Source organism: Olivibacter sitiensis DSM 17696 (assembly GCF_000427965.1).
Taxonomy (GTDB): Bacteria; Bacteroidota; Bacteroidia; order Sphingobacteriales; family Sphingobacteriaceae; genus Olivibacter; species Olivibacter sitiensis.
On sequence record NZ_ATZA01000014.1, the window covers coordinates 48744 to 74403 of the forward strand.

Genomic DNA, 25660 nt, shown 5'->3' on the forward strand with positions numbered 1-25660 from the left:
TGTTAAGCTATAATAAACGCCGCCATTTTGGATTTCCTTAGTTCTATTATTGATTTCATATTGCATATAGATAGGCACCTGGATGAGATAGTGACCAGCTATCAGACTTGGACCTATGTGGTGTTGTTCCTGATCATTTTCGCGGAAACAGGCTTTGTGGTGACCCCATTTTTGCCGGGCGACTCTTTGTTGTTTGCTACGGGGGCTATCATTGCCAGTGACAACAACAACCTCGAGTTGTGGCTGATGTGGCTTATATTGATTGCGGCTGCCTTTTTAGGCGACTGGGCGAACTACCACATTGGTCAATATATAGGGCCTAAAGCGTTCTCTGGGAAGTATCGTTTTCTGAAGAAAGAGTATCTGTCAAAAACAGAGGCCTTTTATGAAAAGCATGGTGGAAAGACCGTGATTTATGCCCGCTTTGTACCCATTGTGCGTACGTTTGCACCATTTGTAGCGGGTATAGGCACGATGAGCTATTCAAAGTTCGCTTCTTATAATATTATAGGTGCCCTATTATGGGTTTCCTCCTTTCTCGTCATTGGTTATTTTTTCGGAAATATCCCCGTCGTGAAAACCAATTTCACCTTGGTGGTTTTTGCCATCATTCTACTTTCCGTCATCCCTCCTTTTATCGAAGTCATTAGAAGTAAAAGAGAAGGAAAAAAATAATTTCGTAACTATTTGATAGTTAATAGAAGTTTCCTATCTTTGCCGTCCCTTTTGAGGGGTATTATGTCTTGAACGAAGCCCTACTGCTTCGATGGACGCAAAGAAAATTAAGAAAATGTCAGGAATTATTGGAAAAAAAGTAGGAATGACCAGCATTTTCGACGCCGAGGGGAAGAACGTTCCCTGTACGGTGATTGAGGCTGGCCCGTGCGTGGTAACGCAGATACGCACGGTAGAAAATGACGGTTATGAAGCTGTTCAGTTAGCTTTCGACGAAAAGAAAGAAAAGAACACTACCGCATCATTAAAGGGGCATTTCGCGAAAGCGAATACAACGCCCAAGCGTAAGTTGGTTGAATTTGGAGATTTTCCTGAGAAAAGCCTAGGGGATGTTGTAACGGTTGATATTTTCGCTGAAGGCGAATATATCGATGTAGTGGGAACATCGAAAGGTAAAGGTTTTCAGGGCGTTGTGAAACGTCACGGTTTCGGGGGGGTAGGTGGCCAGACCCATGGTCAGCACAACCGTATGCGTGCCCCCGGTTCATTAGGCGCGTCTTCTTGGCCTTCTCGCGTATTTAAAGGGATGCGAATGGCAGGTCGTACAGGTGGCGACCGAGTCAAAGTTCAAAACTTACAAGTGTTGAAGGTGTATCCAGAACAAAATTTGCTGGTTGTCAGTGGTTCTGTTCCTGGTGCAAAGGGCTCTTACGTAATCGTAGACAAATAAGAAGATGGAAGTACAAGTTTTAAACATTTCAGGTCAAGAAACAGGTGCCAAGGTGCAACTTCCTGAATCGGTGTTTGGAGTAAAGCCAAACGATCACGCAATTTATTTGGATGTGAAGCAATACTTGGCCAACCAACGTCAAGGGACTCACAAATCGAAACAACGTAACGAAATTGCCGGGTCAACCCGTAAATTGCATAAGCAAAAAGGTACTGGTGGAGCTCGTGCCGGTAGTATCAAATCCCCGTTGTTTAATGGTGGTGGACGTATCTTCGGACCTCAACCTCGCGATTATAGCTTTAAGCTTAATAAGAAATTGAAGGTTTTGGCTCGTAAGTCAGCATTGTCGTACAAAGCACAAGAAAATAATATTGTGGTAATTGATGAGGTTAATTTCGACTCTATCAAGACTAAACAGTATTTGAAAATGGTGACAGATCTTAATGTTGCCGAAGAAAAGACATTGCTGGTATTGCCATCGCTCAATAAAAATGTTTACTTATCTAGCAGGAATTTGAAGAAGGCAAGGGTAATCGTAGCTTCAGACCTTAACACTTATGAGGTATTGAACGCTACCAAGCTTTTGTTTACAACAGAGACCGTTAAAACTTTGGAGGAGGCATTGTCCAAATAACATGAATTGCATTCAAAAACCCATTTTGACAGAAAAGGCATCGTTGTTGACAGAAAAGTCCAACCGTTATGCTTTCAGAGTAGATCATAAAGCCAACAAGGCAGAGATAAAAAAGGCTGTTGAGGATATGTTTAATGTGGTAGTAAAATCCGTAAATACCATGGTGGTGGTTCCGAAAACGAAGAGCCGTTATACCAAAGCTGGTAATATTACTGGTCGTGCCGCAAAATATAAAAAGGCCATCATTACTTTGAAGGATGGTGAAACTATTGACTTTTACAGTACTATATAATTAGAGATGGCAGTTAAAAGATTTAAACCGGTTACCCCTGGTACTCGATTCAGAATCGGGGCAGATTATTCTGCTATTACGACTAATGTTCCTGAAAAATCATTGGTTGTAAAGATCAAGAAATCAGGAGGTAGAAATAGCTCCGGTAAAATGACTATGCGTTATATCGGTGGTGGGCACAAAAAATCCTACCGCTTGATCGACTTCAAACGCGATAAAAAAGAAGTCCCAGCAAAAGTAGCTACGATAGAGTATGACCCAAATCGTACGGCTTTCATTGCTCTATTGCATTATTTAGATGGTGAAAAAAGGTATATAATTGCTCCTGAAGGTTTGCAGGTAGGCAGCACAGTCGTTTCTGGCGATAATGTTGCTCCAGAAGTAGGCAATACCTTGCCTTTGGCAAATATCCCCTTAGGATCTATAATCCACAACATCGAGTTGAATCCTGGACAAGGAGGTTCTATAGCACGCAGTGCAGGTACTTATGCACAGCTATCTGCTCGCGACGGTAAATATACCATTATCAAATTACCTTCTGGTGAAACACGTATGATATTGGCTACTTGCCTAGCCACCATTGGCACAGTCTCTAACGGAGAAAAGTCCAATACGGTACTGGGTAAAGCTGGTAGAAAACGTTGGTTGGGCCGTAGGCCACGTGTACGTGGTGTAGCGATGAACCCTGTAGATCACCCTATGGGTGGTGGTGAAGGAAGGGCTTCCGGAGGTCACCCACGTTCACGCAAGGGATTGTTAGCCAAAGGTTACAAGACCCGTTCCAAGAAGAAAATATCGAATCGTTACATCATTGAAAGAAGGAAGAAATAATGGCTCGTTCAATTAAAAAAGGTCCTTATATCGATCATAATTTGGAGAGAAAAGTTCTTTCCATGAATGAGAGCAACAAAAAATCTGTCGTGAAGACATGGTCAAGAAGGTCGATGATCTCTCCAGATTTCGTTGGTCATACCTTTGCAGTACACAATGGGAATAAGTTTATCCCTGTTTACGTCACTGAAAATATGGTAGGCCATAAACTGGGAGAGTTTGCTCCGACCAGAACATTTAGAGGTCACGCTGAAAAGAAAAAATAATTAGGCAATGGAAGCAAATAATAAAGTAAAGAAGAAAAAATCCGTACTGATAAGAGAACGGAAAGAGCAGGCTCAGAAGGGTGGTGCTTCTACTGCCAAATTGAATGATTGCCCTACGTCTCCCAGAAAGATGCGCTTGGTGGTCGATCTTATCAGAGGTGAAAAAGTCGAAAAGGCTTTGTATATATTAAAATATACCAATAAAGAAGCTGCTATACGCGTAGAGAAACTTCTGCTATCTGCAATCAAGAATTGGGAAGCTACAAACGAAGATAAACGCGTAGAAGACAGCGAACTTTATGTAAAGGAAATATTCGTGGGAGGTGGTCGCCAATTGAAGAGGTTGAGACCCGCACCTCAAGGACGTGGATATAGGATACGCAAGCGTTCAAATCACGTAACTATTGTTATAGATAGCAAAACTACAGAACCTAATAACTAATTGAAGGAGAAATGGGACAAAAAGCACATCCAATAGGTAACAGATTAGGAATCATCAAAGGATGGGATTCCAATTGGTTCGGTGGCAATAACTACTCCGACAAATTAGTTGAAGACGAAAAGATCAGAAAGTATCTTTCTGTTCGTATCGCTAAAGGTGGTGTAGCAAAAGTGGTTATCGAGCGTACATTAAAACGTATCACTGTAACAATTCATACGGCACGCCCTGGTATTGTCATAGGTAAAGGAGGACAAGAGGTAGATAAGATCAAAGAAGAGTTGAAGAAAATCACTAAAAAGGATGTTCAAATCAACATATTCGAGATCAAACGTCCTGAGCTAGATGCGCAATTGGTAGCAGATGGTGTTGCCAAGCAACTGGAAGCGCGTATTTCTTTCCGCCGTGCCATGAAGACAAGCATTGCCTCTACCATGAGAATGGGCGCAGAGGGAATCAAGATTATGTGTTCTGGTCGTTTGGGCGGAGCTGAAATGGCCCGTACCGAACAATATAAGGAAGGCAGAATTCCTTTGCATACTTTCCGTGCAGATATCGACTATGCCTTGGCAGAAGCACTTACTACTTATGGCAAAATAGGTGTAAAAGTGTGGATCTGTAAGGGAGAAGTATATGGCAAGCGTGATCTATCGCCAAATATAGGCCAAACGAACGTCAAAGGACGTAATGAAGGACCTAGTTCCTATGGTGGTGGCAATGATCGCCGTAGCGGAGGTAGAGGAGACCGTCGTAACGACCGCCGTGGCGGAGGAGGACAAGGCGGCCGTGGAGGCAACCGTGGTGGAGCACCAAAAGGTAGAAATAATTAATTGGTATTGACTATCGTCGAAATAGACGGCAATTAAATAATTTATAGAAATGTTACAGCCAAAAAGAACGAAGTTCAGAAAGATGCAAAAAGGCCGCATGAAGGGTAATGCCGGACGTGGTGCTGAGCTTTCTTTTGGATCATTCGGCATAAAATCATTGGAACCAGCGTGGATCACTAGCCGCCAGATCGAAGCTGCGCGTATTGCAGTGACACGTTATATGAAACGTGAAGGACAGGTTTGGATTCGTATATTCCCTGACAAGCCAGTTACCAAAAAACCTGCGGAAGTACGTATGGGTAAAGGTAAGGGTGCTCCCGAATATTGGGTAGCTGTGGTTCGTCCAGGACGCATTCTTTTTGAGGCAGAAGGTGTGCCTTTGGAGGTAGCTAAAGAGGCTTTGCGCTTGGCTGCTCAAAAACTGCCGATTCAAACTAAGTTTGTTATACGTAGAGATTACGTAGAAGCATAAGATCATGCTGTTTTCGAGAAGAGGGCGACCTGCCGTTACCAGGTTCAACAACAGCTCTCCTATTATGGAAACAGATTAATATTGATAAAAGATGAAAAATTCAGAAATCTTAGAATTGTCAAACGAGGATTTGGTGGAGCGCATCAAACAAGAGAAAGCCAATCTTCACAAATTAAAATTCGCTCATGCTGTTTCGGCTATCGAGAATCCATTGAGGATTAGGGCAGCTAGAAAATTGGTGGCTCGATTGAGTACCGAATTGTCTGCACGCAGGAATGCGGAAGCAAAAAAGAAGCAGGAAACAGCCGCTGAAGCACAATAAATTTTTAAGTCGAAATGGAAAGAAATTTAAGGAAAACAAGAATCGGCTTGGTAGTAAGCAACAAGATGAACAAGTCTATAGTAGTGGCAGTTGAGCGTCAAGTGAAACACGCTATCTATGGCAAGTTTGTAAAGAAAACTACCAAATTTAAAGCTCATGACGAGGAAAATACTTGCGGTATCGGCGATAAAGTATTGATAATGGAGACTCGTCCGCTGAGTAAGACAAAAAATTGGAGACTAGTTGAAATTTTAGAAAGGGCTAAGTAAGATGTTACAACAGGAATCAAGGCTCAATGTAGCCGACAACAGCGGGGCTAAAGAAGTTTTAGTCATTCGTGTATTGGGCGGTACCGGAAAGCGTTATGCATCTATAGGCGACAAGATCGTTGTGACCGTCAAAAGTGCTATCCCTTCTGGAAATGTCAAAAAAGGAACAGTTTCTAAGGCCGTAGTCGTTAGAACGAAAAAGGAAATCCGCCGTAAGGATGGATCTTATATTCGTTTTGATGACAATGCAGCCGTATTATTAAACAATCAAGATGAACCGCGCGGTACACGTATTTTTGGTCCAGTGGCCAGGGAACTTCGTGAGAAGCAGTTCATGAAAATCGTATCATTAGCACCGGAGGTCTTATAAAATGGCAAAGATTAAATTGAAAATCCGTAAAGGCGATGTGGTACAGGTCATTGCTGGCGACTCAAAAGGTACTCAAGGAAAGGTACTGGAGGTAATTGTTGCCAAAAATAGAGCAATAGTTGAGGGTGCTAATTTGGTGTCCAAACACACTAAACCTAGTGCTACCAACCCTAATGGAGGTATAATAAAGAAAGAAGCTTCTATTCACATATCTAATTTGACCCTTCTGGATCCTAAATCCGGAAAACCTACTCGTGTAGGCCGTCAAAAGAACAGTGATGGTAAGTTAGTTCGTATAGCAAAAAAATCAGGGGAGGAAATTAAGTAATGGCGTACGTACCGAGATTAAAGGACAAATATAACAATGATATTCGTGCAGCGCTGAAAGAGAAATTTCAGTACTCCAGTATCATGCAAGTTCCAAAACTTACTAAGATTTCGATCAATCAAGGTGTGGGTGGAGCTACAACTGACAAGAAATTGATCGAGATTGCAATATCTGAAATGACTACCATATCAGGACAGCAGGCTATAGCAGCTAAGTCTAAAAAAGATATCTCCAACTTTAAGCTGCGTAAGGGTATGCCTGTGGGTGTATACGTTACTTTGCGTGACTCAAAGATGTATGAGTTTTTGGATAGATTGATCGCCGTGGCTCTCCCACGAATTCGTGATTTTAAAGGAATCAATGATAAAGGATTTGACGGACATGGCAATTATACGTTAGGTGTGACAGAGCAGATCATATTCCCAGAAATAAATATTGATAAAATCAATAAAATTATGGGAATGGATATTACCTTTGTAACCACTGCAAAAACCGATGTCGAAGCGTTGGAATTGCTGAAACAGTTTGGATTACCATTTAAGAATCAAAATACAAATACAAATGGCTAAAGAAGGAATAAAAGCACGTGAAGTGAAACGTGCAAAATTGGTAGCTAAATATGCTGAAAAGCGTGCTGCGCTGAAAGCTGCAGGCGATTATACAGCATTGGACAAACTGCCAAAGAACGCTTCTCCAGTGCGTTTGCATAACCGTTGCAAACTTACTGGTCGCCCAAAAGGTTACATGCGCCAATTTGGCATATCTCGTGTAACTTTCAGGGAGATGGCGCTTGCTGGGAAAATCCCGGGAATAAAGAAGGCATCTTGGTAATACAATAATTGCTTATTTATTGAAGAAGTTGCTTTTGAGACGTGTCTTAATAAAAAGGCACGTCTCAATCTATTGAATTCACAGATAGCAGGTCTTTGCCCACGGAGGGAAAGGAGATACCACTATCATAATTATAACAAATGAATACAGATCCAATAGCAGATTACCTTACAAGAGTAAGGAATGCCATTAAGGCCAACCACAGGGTTGTAGAAATTCCTGCATCAAACCTTAAGAAAGAAATTACTAAAGTTCTTTTCGATAAGGGTTACATTACGAACTATAAGTTTGAAGAAGTAGGTCCTCAAGGTTCTATAAAGATTGCCTTGAAATACCACCCGATAACTAAAGTTCCTGCTATTCGCACATTGACTCGTGTGAGTAAACCAGGTTTGAGAAAGTATGCAGGTGTAGACAGTATACCACGCGTTTTGAATGGTTTGGGCATAGCCGTTTTGTCAACTTCTAAGGGAGTGATGACAGACAAGGAAGCTCGTAACCTAAATATCGGTGGTGAGGTTTTATGTTACGTTTATTAATCGGGAGGAAAACACAATGTCAAGAATTGGAAAAGCACCAATCGCTATCCCTGCGGGAGTAACAGTTACCGTATCAGATAAGAATTTGGTGACAGTAAAGGGACCTAAAGGTGAATTGTTGCAACAGATTGATTCAGCAATTACCGTAACCCAAGAGGACGGTCATATTTTGGTGAAGCGTCCTACGGATAACAAAAGGCACAAGTCATTGCATGGGCTCTATCGTGCATTGATCAACAATATGGTGGTAGGTGTGACAGAGGGGTATAAAACCACGCAAGAGCTAGTAGGTGTAGGTTACCGTGCTTCTCATCAAGGAAGCACATTGGACCTGACTTTGGGATATTCGCATCACATTGTTATGGTGTTGCCAAAAGAAGTCAAAGTAAGCACTACAGCAGACAAGGGTAAGAATCCTACTATCACATTGGAATCTATTGACAAGCAATTGCTTGGTCAGGTAGCCGCGAAGATTAGATCTCTACGTGCTCCTGAGCCTTATAAAGGAAAAGGTATTAAATTTGCCGGTGAAGTACTGAGAAGAAAAGCAGGAAAGTCAGCATCTAAAAAATAATCATCATGGCAGGAAATAAAGTATCTCGCAGAGAGCGAATCAAAAAAGGTATCAGAAAAACATTACATGGTTCCACTGAACGTCCTCGTCTATCTGTTTATAGAAGCAATAAAGGGATCTATGCACAGATTATCGATGATGTTGTTGGCAAAACCTTAGTATCAGCATCTTCACTTTCGAAGGATTTTAGTGCTTCAGGTACTAAAATTGAGCAATCTAAAGCCGTTGGTAAGTTGGTGGCTGAAAAGGCAAAGGCTGCTGGAATCAGCAAAGTTGTATTTGACCGTAATGGTTATTTGTACCACGGACGAGTTAAGTCATTGGCTGAAGGGGCTCGTGAAGGCGGTTTAGACTTTTAATTTATAAAAAGAGATGTCAATTAACAATATAAAAAGAGTTAAATCGAGCGAAATTGAATTGAAAGATCGCTTGGTGAGTATACAGCGTGTTGCCAAAGTTACCAAAGGTGGACGTACATTTAGTTTTTCGGCCATCGTAGTTGTTGGTGACGAAAACGGTGTGGTTGGTTATGGGCTAGGCAAGGCGAAGGAAGTAACTGAGGCCATTGCAAAAGGCGTGGATGATGCGAAGAAGAACTTGATTAAAGTTCCTGTCATAAAAGGAACCGTTCCTCATCCTCAATTGGGCAAATTCTCGGGTGGGTCCGTTTTGATTAAGCCCGCTGCCAGTGGTACTGGTGTTTTGGCTGGTGGAGCGATGCGGGCGGTACTAGAGAGTGCCGGCGTAACGGATGTATTGGCAAAATCAACAGGATCTTCCAATCCGCATAATGTGGTAAAGGCTACGATAGATGCATTGACTAAGATGCGCGATGCCTATACTGTCGCCCAGCACCGTGGGGTAGATTTGAATAAAGTTTTTAACGGATAATCATTATGGCAAAGATAAAGATCACTCAGATTAAAAGCGTTATCGATAGGCCTGAGCGCCAAAAGAAAACGATGGTTGCCTTGGGCTTAACCAAGATTAATAAATCGGTTGAATTAGAGGCGACACCTTCAGTAATCGGTATGGTTAGAAAAGTGAACCACCTAGTTGCTATAGAAGCCATATAATTCTGGTTTTTCTCTTGAACAACTCCTATCATCTGAATTGTGTGGGGAGTTGTTCAAGTAGATTTTAGTTAATACATGTTTAATCGTTGTCCCTGATTAGTGAAAGCGAAGGGCAACATAAAGGGAAAGAGTTTAATTATGAACTTGTCAAATTTAAAACCTGCTAAAGGTTCAACGAAATCTAGAAAGCGTATAGGTCGCGGTCAAGGATCTGGTCGTGGAGGTACATCTACACGTGGACATAAAGGAGCAGGATCTCGTTCTGGCTATAGCCAAAAAATTGGTTTTGAAGGTGGTCAAATGCCTTTGCAACGTCGTGTTCCGAAAGTTGGTTTTAAGAATATCAACAGAGTCGAGTATGTGGGTATCAATTTGGACGTCATCCAACAACTGGCTGAGAAATTGAATGTGACTAAATTCGATTTTGATACGTTTAAAGCACATGGTCTTGTGTCAAAAAGTGATTTGGTAAAGATTTTGGGTCGCGGAGAATTGAAAGCTAAACTTGAAATAAAAGCACATGCATTTTCTGCCTCTGCGCAAGAAGCTATTGAAGCAGTTGGCGGGTCTATCGAAAAACTTTAATAGATGAAGAAGCTGATCTCAACCTTAACCAATATTTGGAAAATCGAAGATTTAAGAACGCGTATCTTAAATACGCTTTTGTTTCTTTTGATTTATCGGATAGGGTCGCACATTGTATTGCCGGGGATCAATCCAGCGGCATTGCAGTCCGAAGCTAAAGACGGGCTTATTGGTCTGTTGAATATGTTTGCAGGAGGGTCATTTAGCCGTTCTGCCATATTTGCTTTGGGGGTGATGCCCTATATCTCTGCTTCTATTGTTGTACAATTGCTAGGTATTGCTGTTCCTTATTTTCAAAAGTTGCAAAAGGAGGGAGAGAGTGGTCGCAAGAAAATGACTCAAATAACCAGGTACCTTACTTTGGTTATCACCTTGGTGCAAGCGGTCGCTTACGTAAGATCTCAAATATCACCTGATATGAGAATGTCTGAAATAGGAGAGCCTACCTTTACCATTTTATCTACCTTTATCCTCACTGCAGGTACTATGTTTGTGATGTGGTTGGGTGAAAAGATTACCGATAAGGGAATTGGAAATGGTATTTCGCTTATCATCATGGTCGGAATCATTGCTCAACTCCCTAGCGGACTTATCAGTGAATGGGGCGCAAGAGTTGGAGGTCAAGGCGGTGGTCTTATTCCTTTCATAGTTGAATTGGCGGCATTGTTTTTTGTAGTGGTGTTTACCATTATGATAGTTCAAGGTGTAAGGAAAATCCCTGTACAATACGCTAAGAAAATTGTCGGAAACAAGCAATATGGTGGTGTACGTCAATACATTCCTTTGAAAGTCAATTCGGCTGGCGTAATGCCTATAATCTTTGCGCAGGCAATTATGTTTGTTCCGCTTACGTTGAGCCAGTTTTTTCCGGATATGAAGAATTCTTTTTTGGATTCGCTGTCTAACTATACTTCTGTGACCTATAATGTGACTTTTGCGATATTGATTATCGCATTTACGTTCTTTTATACGGCAATTATGGTCAATCCTCAGCAGATGGCCGATGATATGAAGAAGAATGGTGGTTTCATACCTGGCATAAAGCCTGGTTTTGCAACGGGCAATTACATTGATGGTGTTATTTCGAAAATCACGTTGCCTGGTTCTGTCTTTTTGGCTATTATAGCTATTTTACCTGCTGTAGCTGGTAAGTTGGGCGTTAACAGCCAGTTTGCACATTTCTATGGCGGCACTTCACTGCTTATATTGGTAGGTGTAGTACTAGACACTATTCAGCAAATAGAAAGCCATTTGTTGATGCGTCACTATGACGGATTGATGAAAAGCGGACGAGTAAAAGGACGGGCTAATGCTGTGGCAAGCGGCGTAACCGACCCAACTCTGTAATAGAAGATGTCTAAAATTATATTAAAATCGGCAGAGCAGATAGAGGGCATCCGTGAGAGCGCGCTCATCTTATCTAAATTGCTGGCTGAGATAGCTAAGGAAATAAAGCCAGGGGTGAAAACCATTTCGTTGGATAAATTGGCTTACGATTATATCCAGGACAATGGCGGAACCCCAGCCTTTCTTAATTACAACGGGTTTCCTTATTCGCTCTGTATTTCAGTAAATGATCAGGTTGTCCATGGTTTTCCTTCCGACTATGAGCTGAAAGATGGCGATATCATCAGCGTAGATGGTGGAGTGGATTTAAAGGGCTATATTAGCGATTCGGCCTTTACATTTGGTGTAGGGGAAATTGACGACGATATCGCTCAGTTACTACGGATTACTCGAGAAAGCTTGGATAAAGGAGTTGAATTTGCCGTAAAAGGGAATAGGGTGGGCGATATTTCATCCGCTATACAGGATTATATTATCCCTCATGGATATGGGATTGTCCGTGAGCTTGTAGGCCATGGAGTAGGCCTTTCGTTGCACGAAAAGCCAGAAGTTCCAAACTATGGATCCCGAGGTCGAGGAGTCAAGCTTGAACTTGGAATGGTAATAGCTATAGAGCCTATGATCAATCTGGGTAAAAAAGGAGTTCGGTTTTGGGACGATGGTTGGACAGTGAGTACTGTTGATGGCAAACCTTCCGCACATTTTGAGCATACAGTTGCAATAAATAAGGGAAAACCAGATGTGTTGACGACCTATGCTTTCGTTGATGAAGTTTTAAATAAAAAGGTTGATAATCAATAATTTTATTTTTATCTTTGCAACCCTGTTTGTGCAGGATGTATAATTGTATATAAATCAATAATATATATGGCTAAACAAGCCTCTATTGAACAAGACGGCATAATTAAGGAGGCTCTGTCAAACGCGATGTTTCGCGTGGAGCTTGAAAACGGACACGAAATTATAGCGCATATCTCTGGAAAGATGCGTATGCATTATATCAAGATCTTGCCTGGAGATAGGGTGAAGTTGGAAATGTCTCCTTATGATTTGTCTAAAGGAAGAATTACTTATAGGTATAAATAGGCACCTTGAAGTGCTTGAAAAACTTTAAAATAAATAGAACTGATGAAAGTTAGAGCATCTATAAAAAAGCGTAGTGCTGATTGTAAGATCATACGTCGCAAAGGAAAGGTTTTTGTGATAAACAAAAAGAATCCTAAATTCAAACAGCGTCAAGGATAAGGAATTTCAGATGGTGGATTTTAGATTTACGGTTGCTGATAAACATCGGTATTCATCAATCTAAAATCTAAAATCGTATATCAGAAAATCGTAAATAGAAGTATGGCAAGAATAGCAGGTATAGATTTACCAAGAAACAAAAGGGGCGTAATTGGCCTTACCTATATCTATGGTATAGGAAGATCTACAGCTCAAAAGATTCTAGCTGAAGCAGGAATCGACGAGAACCTAAAAGTTCAAGATTGGAACGATGAGCAATTGACGGCAATTCGTACAATAATCAACGATCAAATTAAGGTGGAAGGAGCTTTGCGCTCTGAAGTACAACTTAACATTAAGCGTTTAATGGATATAGGTTGTTATCGCGGACTTCGTCATCGTAAGGGATTACCTTTGCGTGGGCAGAGAACCAAGAACAATTCCCGTACTCGTAAGGGAAAACGCAAGACAGTTGCTAACAAGAAAAAAGCTACTAAATAATAATTAATACAATACAATGGCTAAAACTAAAAAAGTAACCAAGAAGCGTATTGTAGTGATTGAACCTGTAGGTCAGGCTCATATCAACGCAACTTTCAATAACATTATTGTCACTTTGACCAATAATTCAGGTCAGACCATATCTTGGTCTTCTGCTGGAAAGATGGGCTTCAAGGGTTCTAAAAAGAACACTCCTTATGCCGCTTCTCAAGCAGCTGCAGATTGCGGTAAGGTGGCCCATGATTTGGGATTGCGTAAAGTTGAGGTTTTTGTAAAGGGACCTGGTGCCGGTCGCGAATCGGCTATCCGTACTCTTCAAACCCAAGGTATTGAGGTAACTACTATCAAGGATATCACTCCACTGCCTCACAACGGTTGTCGCCCTCCAAAAAGAAGAAGGGTTTAAGTTTAATTAACGGAATTTAAAGATAAGATTCTTTCGCAACTGGCGAAATGATACTTTAAAAAAAGAAAATGGCAAGATATACTGGACCAAAGTCCAAAATAGCACGCAGATTCAGGGAGCCTATATTCGGACCTGATAAAGCATTGGAACGTAAGAATTACGGACCTGGAATGCACGGCCCTTCTAAGCGTCGTGGCAAACAATCTGAATACGCTGTTCAGTTGCAAGAAAATCAAAAAGCAAAATATACGTACGGAGTTTTAGAACGTCAGTTCTCGAATCTGTTCGATAAAGCGTCTTCCAAAGTAGGTATTACTGGTGAGAACCTCCTTAAGTTTTTGGAAGCACGTTTGGACAATACCGTTTATAGACTAGGTATTGCACCTACTAGATCTGCCGCTCGCCAATTGGTGGGACATAGGCATATCACTGTAAATGGATCGGTAGTGAATATTCCTTCCTATAGCTTGCGTCCTGGAGATGTCATTACGGTGCGCGAAAAATCCAAATCATTGGAAGCGATTACATCTTCTGTGGCAGGTAGGAAAATAAATAAATTTAGCTGGTTGGAATGGGATGCTAATGAACTTAGCGGCAAATTCTTGAATTATCCAAATCGTGATGAGATTCCTGAAAATATCAAGGAACAACTCATCGTCGAATTGTACTCTAAGTAACCAGTTATAAGGAAAAGCAAATACTATATAAGGTACTTGCTTTTCCTTGTAGTGTTTGAAAAATAAATCTTAAATAGACATAAATGGCAATTTTAGCATTTCAGAAACCGGATAAAGTTATTATGCAAAAATCCACAGACTTTGACGGTGCGTTTGAATTTCGTCCGTTAGAGCCTGGTTTTGGAGTAACCATAGGTAATGCTCTGCGCCGTATATTGTTATCTTCTCTCGAAGGTTTTGCGATTACGTCTGTTCGTTTCTCTGGTGTTTCACACGAATTTTCTACTATTAAGGGAGTAGTTGAAGACGTGACTGAAATTATACTTAACCTCAAGCAGGTTCGTTTCAAGAAAACGGGTGAAATTGGGGATAGCGAGAAGATTTTCGTAGTACTCAATGGACAGGATCAGTTCAAGGCTGGCGACATTACTGGCTTTTCTAGCAATTTTACCGTTCTGAATCCAGACTTGGTGATTTGCAACATGGATTCTTCCGTTACACTTGAGGTCGAACTGACAGTGAATAAGGGAAGGGGATATGTAAATGCGGAAGAAAATAAAGTAAGCGATGCTCCTGTGGGACTTATTGCTATTGACTCTATTTATACTCCCATAAAGAATGTCAAGTACACGATCGAGAACTATCGTGTGGAGCAAAAGACGGACTATGAGAAATTGCTCTTGGATATATCTACCGATGGCTCAATCCATCCTGAAGATGCTTTGAAAGAAGCTGCAAAGATACTTATCCACCATTTTATGCTGTTTTCTGACGAGAATATCCTTTTGGAATCTCAAACAAAAGAAGAAAGCAAAGAAGTGGATGAGGAAATATTGCATATGCGCAAGATTTTGAAGACCGAGTTAGTAGATTTGGATCTTTCAGTCAGAGCGTTAAATTGCTTGAAGGCCGCTGATATTCGTACTTTGGCGGAGTTGGTTTCTTACGATGTAGCCGATATGTTAAAATTCAGAAACTTCGGTAAGAAATCTTTAACTGAAATTCAGGATTTGGTAAAGTCTAAAGGTTTATCCTTTGGCATGAACTTGTCCAAGTATAAATTGGACGAAGAATAAAACCTTCGGGCACCGAAAGGTACATCGGTGCAATTAATTTATTTTTATCATAATTTTTTAAGCGACCTGTTGCATAATTCCCTCCTTGTAGCTTTTCAATTATATAAGTTCGGAGACGGTATGCACAAAACAACAAAACAATGAGACACGGAAAAAAATTTAACCATTTAGGCCGCACATCTAGCCATCGCAAAGCATTGTTGGCTAACTTGTCTGTTTCGTTAATCAAGTATAAGCGTATAACGACAACATTAGCCAAAGCTAAGGCCCTTAGGACATATGTGGAGCCTCTTCTTACCAAGTCTAAGGATGATACTACACATTCTCGCCGTATGGTATTTAGCTATTTGAAAAATAAGGAGTCGGTAACGATCTTGTTTAGAGAGATCTCTGAGAAAATAGCGAATCGTCCAGGAGGATATACACGTATCATTAAGTTGACCAATAGGATGGGTGATAATGCGGAGATGGCTTTGATCGAATTGGTGGATTACAATGAGGTATACACCAAGGGTGAAGCTAAAGTAGAAAAGAAGGCGACTCGTCGTAGAGGTGGCAAGAAGAAAGCTGCTACTGCAGAAGCTGTGGAAGTTGCGGACAGTGAGGTTGTAACAGAGCCTGTATCTGAGGTGGCTGAAGAAGAAGCTCCAGCAACTGAAGAGGAAGCTCCAAAAGAAGAGAAGTAAGATTCCTTTCTTTTTAGAAAGCGATATTCAAGTCAATATTTCAATCCCCTATTTTAGGGGATTTTTTTGTTTTTATTAATGTCATGTCGATGGTCAATTCAACCATACAAATAGTCGAACTATTTTCTTCATTTCTCGATAGCAAGAGCTTCGTTAAGCTGTCCATGAGTAGTTATCAGGGCACTTTGGCCGAAATGCGGAACATTTATGTTAGGGAGGTGCTCATAAAAGGCTCTATTCAATTGGGTTTTACTTTCCGTTACGCTACAAGAGATATTACGAAGAACTATACGAGAGGTGAAGGAGAAGCGCTGGTAAAAGAATATCTTCTTGGCGGGTTTTCGCAAGTTCGGATTTTTACGATAGATCGCGACCTTGCCTTTGAGTTGAAAGGTGACGGTTTTTGGCGTGTTCGCGAGTTTGCACCTAGCCTGAAAAAACAAGATATAGCGCATGATAAGAAAAAACGACGCTTACTAGCAACATCCAACGATAAGCTATATCTCCACGAGCTTGGTATTATGGATGCGAATGGTCAAGTATATAAACATGGACAAGATAAGTATAAACAAATTAATCAGTTCTTGGCCTTGCTGAAACCACTATTAGATGAAGTTGACCCCACATCAATCCATCATGTAGTAGATATGGGTGCTGGAAAGGGCTATCTGACATTTGCCTTATATGACTTTCTGCATACCGAATACAACATCAATCCAGATTTCGTCGGGGTAGAATATCGTCAAGAATTAGTAGACCTATGCAATAAGGTCGCAGAAAGTTCCAAATTCGATAAACTTGTTTTTAGGCAAGGTGGTATTATAGACTACGATGGCGAGGTGGATATGCTCATTGCACTACACGCTTGCGATACTGCTACTGATGACGCTATATGCAAAGCAATCAAAGGTAATGCCTCTTTAATTGTTGTCGCACCCTGTTGCCATAAGCAAATAAGGAGGGAGATGGAAAATGGAATCAAGAAGAATGAATTGAGTTCTTTGACAAAATATGGCATTTTTTTAGAAAGACAAGCTGAAATGGTGACAGATAGCCTTAGGGTACTTATTATGGAATATTTTGGCTATAAAACAAAGGTAGTCCAATTCGTTTCCGACGCGCACACCCCGAAAAATGTGATGTTGACGGGGATAAAACAGAAAAAGGAGATTGTAGAAAGTCGCAAAGCTGAGATTCTAGCTGAAATATCCGCTTTGAAATCTTATTTTGGTATTTCTACCCACTACCTTGAGCAGTTGTTAGCTCTTTCGCACTAGACCATCGACATCTGTTGTTTGAAGGGCTGACATGATGTCATGTTTCGAGGTCCGCTTCAAAAAGTTTCAACATTGGCACAAGGCTTGATAAGTTAATGTAAATTAGAGTTTGCTAATTGAATTAACTTATTTAATCACTACATAAAAATAAAAATATATTAGAGATGTCAAAAATTATAGGAATAGACTTAGGAACAACCAATTCTTGTGTAGCAGTGATGGAAGGTAATGAGCCTGTAGTCATTGCAAACAATGAAGGTAAACGTACCACACCATCTATCGTTGCATTTGTAGATAATGGTGAACGCAAAGTGGGTGATCCTGCCAAACGTCAGGCAATCACAAATCCTCAAAAGACCATATATTCCATCAAAAGGTTTATGGGAAGAACGTTCGATGAGGTTAAGGATGAAATAAAACGAGTACCTTACAAAGTGGTAAAGGGTGATAACAATACCCCACGTGTGGAAATAGGTGACCGCAAATATACTCCACAGGAAATATCGGCAATGATTCTTCAAAAGATGAAGAAGACAGCAGAAGATTTCTTGGGACAGGAGGTAACGGAAGCTGTCATTACAGTGCCAGCTTATTTTAATGACGCAGAGCGTCAGGCTACCAAAGAAGCCGGTGAAATTGCAGGTTTGAATGTAAAACGTATTATTAACGAGCCTACTGCTGCTGCCTTGGCTTATGGCTTGGACAAAGCTCACAAGGATATGAAAATCGTGGTTTTCGACTGCGGTGGTGGTACACATGATGTATCTGTCCTAGAGTTGGGTGATGGCGTATTTGAAGTGAAATCTACCGATGGTGATACCCACCTTGGTGGAGATGACTTTGATTCGGTCATTATAGATTGGTTGGTTGAAGAGTTTAAAAATGAAAACGGTGGTTTCGATTTGCACAATGATGCAATGGCTTTGCAAAGGTTGAAGGATGCTGCTGAGAAGGCAAAAATAGAATTGTCAAGCACTTCTTCTACAGAAATCAACTTGCCATATATAACCGCAGATGCTTCTGGACCTAAACACTTGGTTCGTACATTAAGTAGAGCAAAATTTGAGTCCTTGGCAGCCGACTTAATCAAGCGCACCATCGATCCATGTCGCTCTGCATTGAAAAATGCTGGACTTTCTGCTAGTGATATCGATGAAATTATCCTAGTGGGTGGTTCTACTCGTATCCCAGCCATTCAAGAAGCCGTAAAGAGCTTCTTTGGCAAGGAGCCTTCCAAAGGCGTAAACCCTGATGAAGTAGTAGCGCTGGGTGCTGCTATTCAAGGTGGTGTGCTTACCGGCGAGGTCAAAGATGTGTTGCTTTTGGACGTAACTCCTTTATCCTTGGGTATAGAGACTATGGGTGGAGTGATGACCAAATTGATAGAAGCCAATACAACAATTCCAACTAAGAAATCGGAAACTTTCTCTACGGCATCTGACAACCAGCCATCTGTAGAAATCCATATCCTTCAAGGTGAACGTCCTATGGCTGCCCAAAACAGGACAATAGGTAGGTTCCACTTGGATGGAATACCTGCAGCACCTAGAGGTGTGCCTCAAATTGAAGTAACCTTCGATATAGATGCTAATGGTATCTTGAACGTATCTGCAAAAGATAAGGCTACTGGCAAGGAACAAAAAATCCGTATAGAAGCTTCTTCTGGTCTTAGTGAAGAGGAAATTAAAAAGATGAAAGCTGATGCAGAAGCCAATGCCGATGCAGATAAGAAGGCTAAAGAGGAAATTGAGAAATTGAATGCAGCTGATGCTTTAATCTTCTCTACCGAAAAGCAACTGAAAGAGTACGGCGATAAAATTCCAACAGATAAAAAAGCTCCTATAGAAGATGGACTGAAAAAATTGAAGGAAGCCCATGCTGCGAAGGATTTCGCAAAAATTGAAGAGGTACAAGCCGAGCTTCAAGCCGCTTGGAATGCTGCTTCCGAAGATATGTACAAAGCATCTCAGGATGCTGCTGGACAACAAGGAGCTCCGCAAGGAGAAGCCGGACAACAGCAAGCTGCCGATGATGTTACGGATGTAGATTTCGAAGAAGTGAAGGACGATAGCTCGAAATAGGTTTTTGAGTTATAGACGCTGAATAGAAAAGCCCCAGATCATATTGATCTGGGGCTTTTTTTGTTTGTAAAAAGGCGGATCCCTTAAAAATTGCCTGAACCTTGATTGCTTTCTCCAGCTTTCTGATCATCGTTTTTTATACCCCTTTCCTTTTGGGGAGCATTGAAATTCATCTTGCCAAATTTCCAGCTAAAAGTGATGCCAACCGAACGAAACGGTACAGCGGCATTGCTTACTTGTCTATAGGTGGCTGTTTCTATACGTGAGCGAAAGTTCTTGGTTTCGTTGAAAGGATCTATTACGTTGAGTCCAATAGAGGCTTTTTTGTTCAATACCTCTTTTTTTACGCCGAAACTCCACATATTGAATGCGGGATTATAACCTTGGAAGGTTCTGCGAGGAGAATTGAGTATAAAGAAAGTTTCGGCAGTGAAGCCTTTGTTCAGATTGAGCGTACCGCTAATGAAAGCTTGATAAAGAACAAATGTTTTTTCGGAGATATCGCTCAACAAGCTGCCGGATACATTGCCTACATTATTGTTGTAGGTGAAGATATTGGAATTAGCCCTTAGGGTCAATATTTTCCAAGGGGTATACTGAGCGAAAATATTCGTTCCAAATGAGTGTATGGTGCCTATATTGTCGAAACTTTGCAAGACGATAGGCGATTCTTCCGTACCGATATTTTGAAAGATGCTTTCGATAACATCATTGGTTTGTCTATAATATAGCGCGGTATTAAGCACCAGTTTTTTGACCACGGTGGAATAGCCCAATTCGATATTGTGGGACAGCTCTGGATCCAATTCCGGATTGCCTTCGCTCTGGTTTACGGGATCGGCCTCATTACGGAAGGGGTTGAGGAAGAACAGGCTCGGCCGTTGTATGCGTTGATTATAGCTCAATTTCAGTGTGGACATTGTCCCTAATTTGCGAGACAAGATCAAGCTGGGCAATACATTATGATAATCGCTATTGAACGAAGGTATATTCGCTATCGCATCTCCGTTAATCTGCGTGTATTCATATCTTACCCCTGCCATCAGTTCATATTGTTTACCCAGGGGCGTAGTGATGTTTGCGTAGCCAGCAACCACATTCTGGTCATAGGCGTAAACATAGGAGCGGGTTGGGCTATGTACAAAAGCGCCGTTTTCCCAGAGGCTGATATCGGCATCACTGATAATATCTCTCAGTATCGTTTTGGCACCCAATTCGAGTTTAGATTTCTGAATAGGATGCACGTAGTCTACTTGCAAGGTCAGTTCATCATTGACACCTCTATTTTTACCTAGTTCGTCTTGACGAGTCTCTTGCTGATACCACGTTGTGTAATCTGCATTGTTGTGGTTTTTTGAAAACTGGCCCGCAAAAGAAATCTCCTTGCCTAGGGTATCAAATTTATGGGTATAGTCTGCACTCCAGTCGAACCCTTTATTTCCTCTTTGGTTGTCCGAGCTGTTATCCAAGCGGTCTTGTCCATTGAAAATGCTATAGCCACTTCCGTCAGTTCCAAAGTGAAAAAGGTTGTAGGCAAAATTGGTCGTGAAGCTATTCTTATTGTCTATGTCATAGTCAATGCCTACGTTTCCCCTACCCCCGCCACGAGTTACGGTTTGCGAGCTAAGCTGCGAAATGACGGGATTTCCGGAAAGATCCGTTTGATCGAAACTGAATATCGTAGTGACTGGCCAACCCCACATGCCTCCCAAATTGGCGTTGACACCTACCTTGCCTTTACGGTAATTGAGATTGCCATTCATGTTGTTTTGACGAAGGCCTATACCGCCGGCAATAGAGCCGTTGATGCCTGCCACATTGCGTTTTTTTGTGACAATGTTGATAATGCCCGAAGTACCTTCGGCATCATATTTGGCCGATGGACTGGTGATGACTTCCACATTTTTGATCTGATCGGCAGGAATCATGCGCAATGCGTCGGCAACACTGCTGTTCATAGCCCCAGAGGGTTTACCATTGATAAATATACGTACATTTTGATCACCTCTAAGTGACACATTGCCATCCATGTCTACCGAAAGCAGGGGCACCTTCCGCAACACATCGGCTGCGTTGCCTCCCGATACCGTAATGTCTTGCTCGGCATTGTATACAACCCTATCTACCTTGTTCTCTATCAACGGAGCCTGTCCCACTATTTCCACCTCTGCCAAGGTATTGGTGAGTGGTGCCAATATGAGACTACCTAAATCGACATCTGGTTTATCTGTGGTGATGAAGATGGGGTCGATGGTTCGAGACCCATAGCCCAAAAAGCTTACAACGAGTTTGTATTTGCCGGGTAATAGATTTTCTATCTTAAATCCACCATTTTCATTGGCTAGACCTCCCGTGACTAAATCTACACTTCCACTTTTTGTCACACTTAGTGTGGCAAAGTCTACTCCTTTTTTCGTTATGGAATCGATGACCGATCCAGATATAGTTCCCTTTCCCTGTTGGGCATAACTAGTCCCAAACCAAGCCATGAACAAAACGGCCATGGCCACACCTATACTTTGCATTTTTATGTTTATTAGCTGTTTCATATATTTATTAGCTGTTTCATTCGTTAGTCGAGTCACCTAACGAAATGTTACAAGTTTCGGGATAAATAAACTAGGGGTAAGGTAAATAACTCGTTACAATTTGTGTGCGAATATTCATTGTGCGATGAGATTTTATTAGCAACTTTGGAAGAAAAAATGAAATGATTATCCGTCCGCGAGAAAACTGGTTTAAGATGCTTTTCATATGGAAAGGGTCTGTCTTGTCGCATATTATTCCCCAATTGCTCTTAGTGTTGATTTTTTCTATACTGGTCACTTGGCTGCATGGCGCTTTTTTTAGCTACAAGATCCCATTGTCTCCGGTGGTCTTTACCTTACTTGGGGTGGCTTTGGCCATTTTTTTGGGGTTCTGCAATACGGCCAGCTACGACCGCTTTTGGGAAGGCCGTAAGCTATGGGGAGCTTTGATAATTGACTCGCGCTCACTCGTTAGGCAGGCAAAGGCTTATCTGCCTCGCAGTGTACATGAGGAATTTACCCAACTGGTTATTGCCTTTTCTTACGCATTGAAGCATCAATTGCGCGGGACCATGGCAGAGGAGGATTTGGTGCGTCTGCTTCCTAAGCAGCTTGCGGGAAAAGTGAGCGACAGGCATTTCAAACCCGTAAGTGTATTAGATGAGATATCCTTGTTGCTAAAAGGGCAATTGGATAAAGGAGAAATCGACAGTATCGTACTGATGGGAATAGACAACAACGTCAATAAATTGTCGGAAATATTGGGAGGGTGCGAACGCATTAATAATACGCCCATTCCGTTTTCTTATCATGTGCTATTGCATCGTACAGTGTACTTGTATTGCTTTTTGCTTCCTTTTGGCTTGGTAGATGCAGTGGGATGGATGACACCTATCATGGTGACGTTCATTGCCTATACCTTTATAGCATTGGATGCTATTATTGATGAAATTAGCGAGCCTTTCGGAACCGAGCCTAATGATTTGGCTTTAGATGCCATGTGCCATACCATAGAGCATTCATTGAATGAACAGATAGGTAGGGCATATACTGTCAATATGGTCAACAAGAAATACTACTACCAAACTTGACCTGTGAAATTATTTGTTGAATACCAATAAAGGTACGCTGGTGTGAAAAGACAGTTCCTCTGCTTTACTTGAAAGGAATATTTTTTGGAAAAAGTTTCTGTGCTGATTGGTGAATAATGCCACGATAGATGGTGAACGTTTTTCGATCTCTTTTCTTAGATTATGTATTAGTGAATGCCAGACATCTTTGTTTTCAAAGGCAACTACAAGATCTATTCCATATTCCTGTTGGATGGTTTCCTCGATATCTTCTTTTTTCAGATCTAAGACCATGGTTTCTAAGGATAGAAAGTGCAATATTTCTAGCGACATGTGCATGAGCTTGACAAAGGGAACAATTCTTTCAAGTTCGTGTTTATAGTTCGTGAAATCAGTTGCATAGAGCAACTTGGACAATGAGCTAGGGTTATAATCAGCAGGAACTGCCACCACAGGAACGTGAGACTTGGTGATGATATTTCCCGTGTTAGTACCCAAAAATCGATCTAAGCGATTACCAGTTCCTCTTGTGCTCATTACAATATAGTCAATATCATCGTGCTTCTCCATGTAATTGAGTAGAGCAGCGTCTGCTCGCACTCCCTTAATTATTAAAAGAGATTGATCAACTGGACGTTTTTGGCTTTCTAGATATAAGTCTTCGACCAACTTATTTAGTTTAGACAGGTAATTTTGGTCGTCCAAGTCTTCGTGAATGTCCTCTTCTTGGTCTTTTGTTTTGATATTTGGACTATATGAGGGACTTTTTACATATGCAAACAAAAGTTTTGCCTGCATTAGTGACGCCATATCTAAAGCCATTCTTACCCCAGCCATGGCATTGGAGGAAAAATCAGTGGGGACCAAAATAGTTTTCATAATCTTCTTAATTAGTTCTATGAATCGACAGAACAAAAGTAAGGTTATATCCTTATGGAAAAAATGACTCGCGGCATAATTAATTTAGGCATAGAGCTAAAACGATGGCGGCTGTCATTTGTAATTACAAGTAGCTTCAAGTGGACAAATTTTTTACTTTTGTTTTAACCAAGCTATGAGCCAATGTTCAAATATAGATAGCATGTTTTTTGTAATAAACTATGGAACATAGAACAACAAGGTATTTGGATAGGGAAAGGAGCCTTCGAGAAATTAGGGATACCCATATTTGGGACATTGCCATAATAGGTGGTGGCGCTACGGGATTGGGGATAGCGTTAGACGCGGCTTCTAGGGGTTACAAAACCCTGTTGCTTGAACAGGCAGATTTTTCAAAAGGAACATCAAGCCGTAGTACCAAACTGGTTCACGGTGGCGTGCGTTATTTGGCTCAGGGCAATATAAAATTGGTCTATGAGGCATTGCGGGAAAGGGGAATCATCTTTAGGAATGCCCCACATGTGGCACATGTGCAGAGTTTTGTCATTCCCTGTTATAGCTTCCTTTCAAAGATCAAGTTTCTTGTAGGCCTCAAATTATATGATTGGATGGGAGGCCGCCATCGCATAGGGAAATCTAGCTTTATATCAAACAGAAGATTGGTGGAGAGACTCAGCGGCATAGTGGATGAAGGGTTGAAAGGAGGGATTGAATACTTTGATGGCCAATTTGACGACGCCAGACTTGCTGTAAATATCAGCCAGACTGCCACTGAGTATGGTGCCACATTGCTCAACTATGCGCAGGTGGTAAAGCTCAGTAAGGATGTATCTGGAAATATAAGCGGTGTAGAATTCGTCGATGAAGAAACAGGAGAGGCCCATGAAATAAAAGCAAAAGCTACTGTGAATGCTACTGGCGTGTTTGTAGATGATATCCTGTCGATGGACAATCTGGATCACGTACCAATGGTGAGGCCAAGCCAGGGTGTACACTTGGTAGTTTCTCGTTCATTTTTGGGAGGCAGCAGTGCCCTGATGATCCCTAAAACCAGTGACGGGCGGGTGCTGTTCGGAGTGCCTTGGCATGAACACCTTTTGCTGGGTACTACCGATACGCCTCTGGATGTACATGCACTGGAACCTAGGGCCTTAGATAGTGAAGTCGATTTTATTCTGAAAACCGCGGGGCAATACCTCGTCCGAAAACCTAAACTTAGCGATGTGTTAAGTGTTTTTGCTGGTTTGCGCCCGCTGGCAGCTCCAAGGGATGGAACCGAAAGTACCAAGGAGATCTCCCGAGATCATAAGTTGGTGCTAAGCGAATCACAATTGATTACCATAACTGGCGGTAAATGGACTACTTATCGTAAGATGGCCGAAGATGCCGTTGATACAGCAATGCGGATAGGCCGCTTACCAAAAAAGAACTGTCAAACGTTCGATCTAAGAATTCATGGTTATAGTTTAGAAAAAGACGATTCTTATTTGAGTATTTATGGTTGTGATGCCAAAGCTATCCGCGAGTTGGCGGCAGAAAAGGAGTCGCTCGCCGAGAGGCTGCATCCAGTTCATCCACATATAGCGGCTGAAGTTATATGGGCAGCCAGGTATGAGATGGCTAGAACGGTGGAGGATGTACTGGCGAGGAGGATAAGGATACTTTTTCTGGATGCCCGTGCTGCCATTGAAATGGCACCTAAGGTGGCTGCCTTGCTCCAGAAGGAATTTCACAAAGACGAAAAATGGGCAAGTGAACAGGTACGTGCTTTTAGCGAGCTGGCAGAAGGGTATCTTATAAAGGCAATGCCGGTACCGATATAAAACATAAAAAGGACCAAATAGA

Annotated in this window: 36 protein-coding genes; 34 read left to right on the forward strand and 2 right to left on the reverse strand. The window is 41.6% G+C overall.

Features of this window, described 5'->3' with window-relative positions; genetic code table 11:
* Positions 1–27: 27 nt before the first annotated feature.
* The 32 genes from A37S_RS0109300 (at position 28) to dnaK (ending at position 19338) form a co-directional block, all read left to right on the forward strand.
* A complete protein-coding gene (locus A37S_RS0109300) occupies positions 28–675 on the forward strand; it encodes a DedA family protein (RefSeq protein ID WP_028296751.1) in 648 nt (215 codons plus the stop codon).
* A gap of 115 nt (positions 676–790) precedes the next feature.
* Complete coding sequence (gene rplC / locus A37S_RS0109305; RefSeq protein WP_028296752.1) at positions 791–1405, forward strand: 50S ribosomal protein L3; 615 nt, start codon at positions 791–793, stop codon at positions 1403–1405.
* Between the two features lie 4 nt (positions 1406–1409).
* Positions 1410–2039 carry a 50S ribosomal protein L4 gene (gene rplD, locus A37S_RS0109310; RefSeq protein WP_028296753.1) on the forward strand — a complete coding sequence of 210 codons (630 nt, stop codon included), beginning with the start codon at positions 1410–1412 and terminating at the stop codon, positions 2037–2039.
* Between the two features lies 1 nt (position 2040).
* Positions 2041–2331: a 50S ribosomal protein L23 gene (gene rplW, locus A37S_RS0109315; protein ID WP_028296754.1), complete on the forward strand. Its 291-nt coding sequence runs from the start codon at positions 2041–2043 to the stop codon at positions 2329–2331.
* A gap of 6 nt (positions 2332–2337) precedes the next feature.
* The gene (rplB, locus tag A37S_RS0109320; RefSeq protein ID WP_028296755.1) at positions 2338–3162 is read left to right on the forward strand and encodes a 50S ribosomal protein L2; all 825 of its coding nucleotides are present in this window, start codon (positions 2338–2340) and stop codon (positions 3160–3162) included.
* Positions 3162–3428 carry a 30S ribosomal protein S19 gene (gene rpsS, locus A37S_RS0109325; RefSeq protein WP_028296756.1) on the forward strand — a complete coding sequence of 89 codons (267 nt, stop codon included), beginning with the start codon at positions 3162–3164 and terminating at the stop codon, positions 3426–3428. The genes rplB and rpsS overlap by 1 nt, the downstream gene beginning before the upstream one ends.
* Positions 3429–3435: 7 nt before the next feature.
* Positions 3436–3870: a 50S ribosomal protein L22 gene (gene rplV, locus A37S_RS0109330; RefSeq protein WP_036602013.1), complete on the forward strand. Its 435-nt coding sequence runs from the start codon at positions 3436–3438 to the stop codon at positions 3868–3870.
* An 11-nt stretch (positions 3871–3881) separates the two neighbouring features.
* On the forward strand, positions 3882–4697 hold the full coding sequence (gene rpsC / locus A37S_RS0109335; RefSeq protein ID WP_028296758.1) for a 30S ribosomal protein S3: 816 nt from the start codon (positions 3882–3884) through the stop codon (positions 4695–4697).
* Between the two features lie 49 nt (positions 4698–4746).
* Entirely contained in the window at positions 4747–5169 is a 423-nt protein-coding gene (gene rplP, locus A37S_RS0109340) for a 50S ribosomal protein L16 (protein WP_028296759.1), read from the forward strand.
* A gap of 91 nt (positions 5170–5260) precedes the next feature.
* Positions 5261–5491: a 50S ribosomal protein L29 gene (rpmC, locus tag A37S_RS0109345; protein WP_028296760.1), complete on the forward strand. Its 231-nt coding sequence runs from the start codon at positions 5261–5263 to the stop codon at positions 5489–5491.
* 14 nt (positions 5492–5505) lie between these two features.
* Positions 5506–5760 carry a 30S ribosomal protein S17 gene (gene rpsQ / locus A37S_RS0109350; RefSeq protein ID WP_028296761.1) on the forward strand — a complete coding sequence of 85 codons (255 nt, stop codon included), beginning with the start codon at positions 5506–5508 and terminating at the stop codon, positions 5758–5760.
* A 1-nt stretch (position 5761) separates the two neighbouring features.
* Positions 5762–6130, forward strand: coding sequence for a 50S ribosomal protein L14 (rplN, locus tag A37S_RS0109355; RefSeq protein ID WP_028296762.1), 369 nt, complete (start codon positions 5762–5764; stop codon positions 6128–6130).
* A 1-nt stretch (position 6131) separates the two neighbouring features.
* A complete protein-coding gene (gene rplX, locus A37S_RS0109360) occupies positions 6132–6458 on the forward strand; it encodes a 50S ribosomal protein L24 (protein WP_028296763.1) in 327 nt (108 codons plus the stop codon).
* Complete coding sequence (rplE, locus tag A37S_RS0109365) at positions 6458–7027, forward strand: 50S ribosomal protein L5 (protein WP_028296764.1); 570 nt, start codon at positions 6458–6460, stop codon at positions 7025–7027. The genes rplX and rplE overlap by 1 nt, the downstream gene beginning before the upstream one ends.
* Positions 7020–7289, forward strand: a complete 270-nt coding sequence (rpsN, locus tag A37S_RS0109370; RefSeq protein WP_028296765.1) for a 30S ribosomal protein S14 — start codon at positions 7020–7022, stop codon at positions 7287–7289. The genes rplE and rpsN overlap by 8 nt, the downstream gene beginning before the upstream one ends.
* A 140-nt stretch (positions 7290–7429) precedes the next feature.
* On the forward strand, positions 7430–7828 hold the full coding sequence (gene rpsH, locus A37S_RS0109375; protein WP_028296766.1) for a 30S ribosomal protein S8: 399 nt from the start codon (positions 7430–7432) through the stop codon (positions 7826–7828).
* 16 nt (positions 7829–7844) lie between these two features.
* Positions 7845–8402 (forward strand): 50S ribosomal protein L6, encoded by a 558-nt coding sequence (rplF, locus tag A37S_RS0109380; protein ID WP_028296767.1) that lies wholly within the window; start codon positions 7845–7847, stop codon positions 8400–8402.
* A 5-nt stretch (positions 8403–8407) separates the two neighbouring features.
* On the forward strand, positions 8408–8761 hold the full coding sequence (rplR, locus tag A37S_RS0109385; RefSeq protein ID WP_028296768.1) for a 50S ribosomal protein L18: 354 nt from the start codon (positions 8408–8410) through the stop codon (positions 8759–8761).
* A gap of 13 nt (positions 8762–8774) precedes the next feature.
* Entirely contained in the window at positions 8775–9293 is a 519-nt protein-coding gene (rpsE, locus tag A37S_RS0109390; RefSeq protein WP_028296769.1) for a 30S ribosomal protein S5, read from the forward strand.
* A 5-nt stretch (positions 9294–9298) separates the two neighbouring features.
* Positions 9299–9478 (forward strand): 50S ribosomal protein L30, encoded by a 180-nt coding sequence (gene rpmD, locus A37S_RS0109395; RefSeq protein WP_028296770.1) that lies wholly within the window; start codon positions 9299–9301, stop codon positions 9476–9478.
* A 138-nt stretch (positions 9479–9616) separates the two neighbouring features.
* On the forward strand, positions 9617–10063 hold the full coding sequence (gene rplO / locus A37S_RS0109400; RefSeq protein WP_028296771.1) for a 50S ribosomal protein L15: 447 nt from the start codon (positions 9617–9619) through the stop codon (positions 10061–10063).
* 3 nt (positions 10064–10066) lie between these two features.
* Positions 10067–11410, forward strand: coding sequence for a preprotein translocase subunit SecY (secY, locus tag A37S_RS0109405; RefSeq protein ID WP_028296772.1), 1344 nt, complete (start codon positions 10067–10069; stop codon positions 11408–11410).
* A gap of 6 nt (positions 11411–11416) precedes the next feature.
* Positions 11417–12211: a type I methionyl aminopeptidase gene (map, locus tag A37S_RS0109410; protein ID WP_028296773.1), complete on the forward strand. Its 795-nt coding sequence runs from the start codon at positions 11417–11419 to the stop codon at positions 12209–12211.
* A gap of 66 nt (positions 12212–12277) precedes the next feature.
* Complete coding sequence (infA, locus tag A37S_RS0109415) at positions 12278–12496, forward strand: translation initiation factor IF-1 (protein WP_028296774.1); 219 nt, start codon at positions 12278–12280, stop codon at positions 12494–12496.
* 42 nt (positions 12497–12538) lie between these two features.
* A complete protein-coding gene (gene ykgO, locus A37S_RS26620) occupies positions 12539–12655 on the forward strand; it encodes a type B 50S ribosomal protein L36 (protein WP_013665024.1) in 117 nt (38 codons plus the stop codon).
* A gap of 102 nt (positions 12656–12757) precedes the next feature.
* Complete coding sequence (rpsM, locus tag A37S_RS0109420) at positions 12758–13135, forward strand: 30S ribosomal protein S13 (RefSeq protein WP_028296775.1); 378 nt, start codon at positions 12758–12760, stop codon at positions 13133–13135.
* A 16-nt stretch (positions 13136–13151) separates the two neighbouring features.
* Entirely contained in the window at positions 13152–13541 is a 390-nt protein-coding gene (gene rpsK / locus A37S_RS0109425) for a 30S ribosomal protein S11 (RefSeq protein WP_028296776.1), read from the forward strand.
* Between the two features lie 68 nt (positions 13542–13609).
* Positions 13610–14218, forward strand: coding sequence for a 30S ribosomal protein S4 (gene rpsD, locus A37S_RS0109430; RefSeq protein WP_028296777.1), 609 nt, complete (start codon positions 13610–13612; stop codon positions 14216–14218).
* 83 nt (positions 14219–14301) lie between these two features.
* A complete protein-coding gene (locus tag A37S_RS0109435; RefSeq protein ID WP_028296778.1) occupies positions 14302–15294 on the forward strand; it encodes a DNA-directed RNA polymerase subunit alpha in 993 nt (330 codons plus the stop codon).
* Between the two features lie 140 nt (positions 15295–15434).
* Positions 15435–15980, forward strand: coding sequence for a 50S ribosomal protein L17 (gene rplQ / locus A37S_RS0109440; RefSeq protein WP_028296779.1), 546 nt, complete (start codon positions 15435–15437; stop codon positions 15978–15980).
* 164 nt (positions 15981–16144) lie between these two features.
* Positions 16145–17257, forward strand: coding sequence for a class I SAM-dependent methyltransferase (locus tag A37S_RS0109445; RefSeq protein ID WP_245586346.1), 1113 nt, complete (start codon positions 16145–16147; stop codon positions 17255–17257).
* A gap of 164 nt (positions 17258–17421) precedes the next feature.
* Positions 17422–19338: a molecular chaperone DnaK gene (dnaK, locus tag A37S_RS0109450; protein ID WP_028296781.1), complete on the forward strand. Its 1917-nt coding sequence runs from the start codon at positions 17422–17424 to the stop codon at positions 19336–19338.
* An 83-nt stretch (positions 19339–19421) separates the two neighbouring features.
* Here the strand turns inward: dnaK and A37S_RS24180 are convergent, their stop codons facing one another.
* Positions 19422–21887: a TonB-dependent receptor gene (locus A37S_RS24180; RefSeq protein ID WP_036602019.1), complete on the reverse strand. Its 2466-nt coding sequence runs from the start codon at positions 21885–21887 to the stop codon at positions 19422–19424.
* A gap of 161 nt (positions 21888–22048) precedes the next feature.
* Between A37S_RS24180 and A37S_RS0109460 the strand changes: the two genes are divergently transcribed.
* Entirely contained in the window at positions 22049–22957 is a 909-nt protein-coding gene (locus A37S_RS0109460; RefSeq protein WP_028296782.1) for a bestrophin family protein, read from the forward strand.
* 9 nt (positions 22958–22966) lie between these two features.
* Here A37S_RS0109460 and A37S_RS0109465 read toward each other — a convergent pair whose 3' ends face one another.
* Complete coding sequence (locus A37S_RS0109465; protein ID WP_028296783.1) at positions 22967–23815, reverse strand: universal stress protein; 849 nt, start codon at positions 23813–23815, stop codon at positions 22967–22969.
* A gap of 221 nt (positions 23816–24036) precedes the next feature.
* Between A37S_RS0109465 and A37S_RS0109470 the strand changes: the two genes are divergently transcribed.
* A complete protein-coding gene (locus A37S_RS0109470) occupies positions 24037–25638 on the forward strand; it encodes a glycerol-3-phosphate dehydrogenase/oxidase (protein ID WP_084163836.1) in 1602 nt (533 codons plus the stop codon).
* Positions 25639–25660 lie beyond the last annotated feature (22 nt).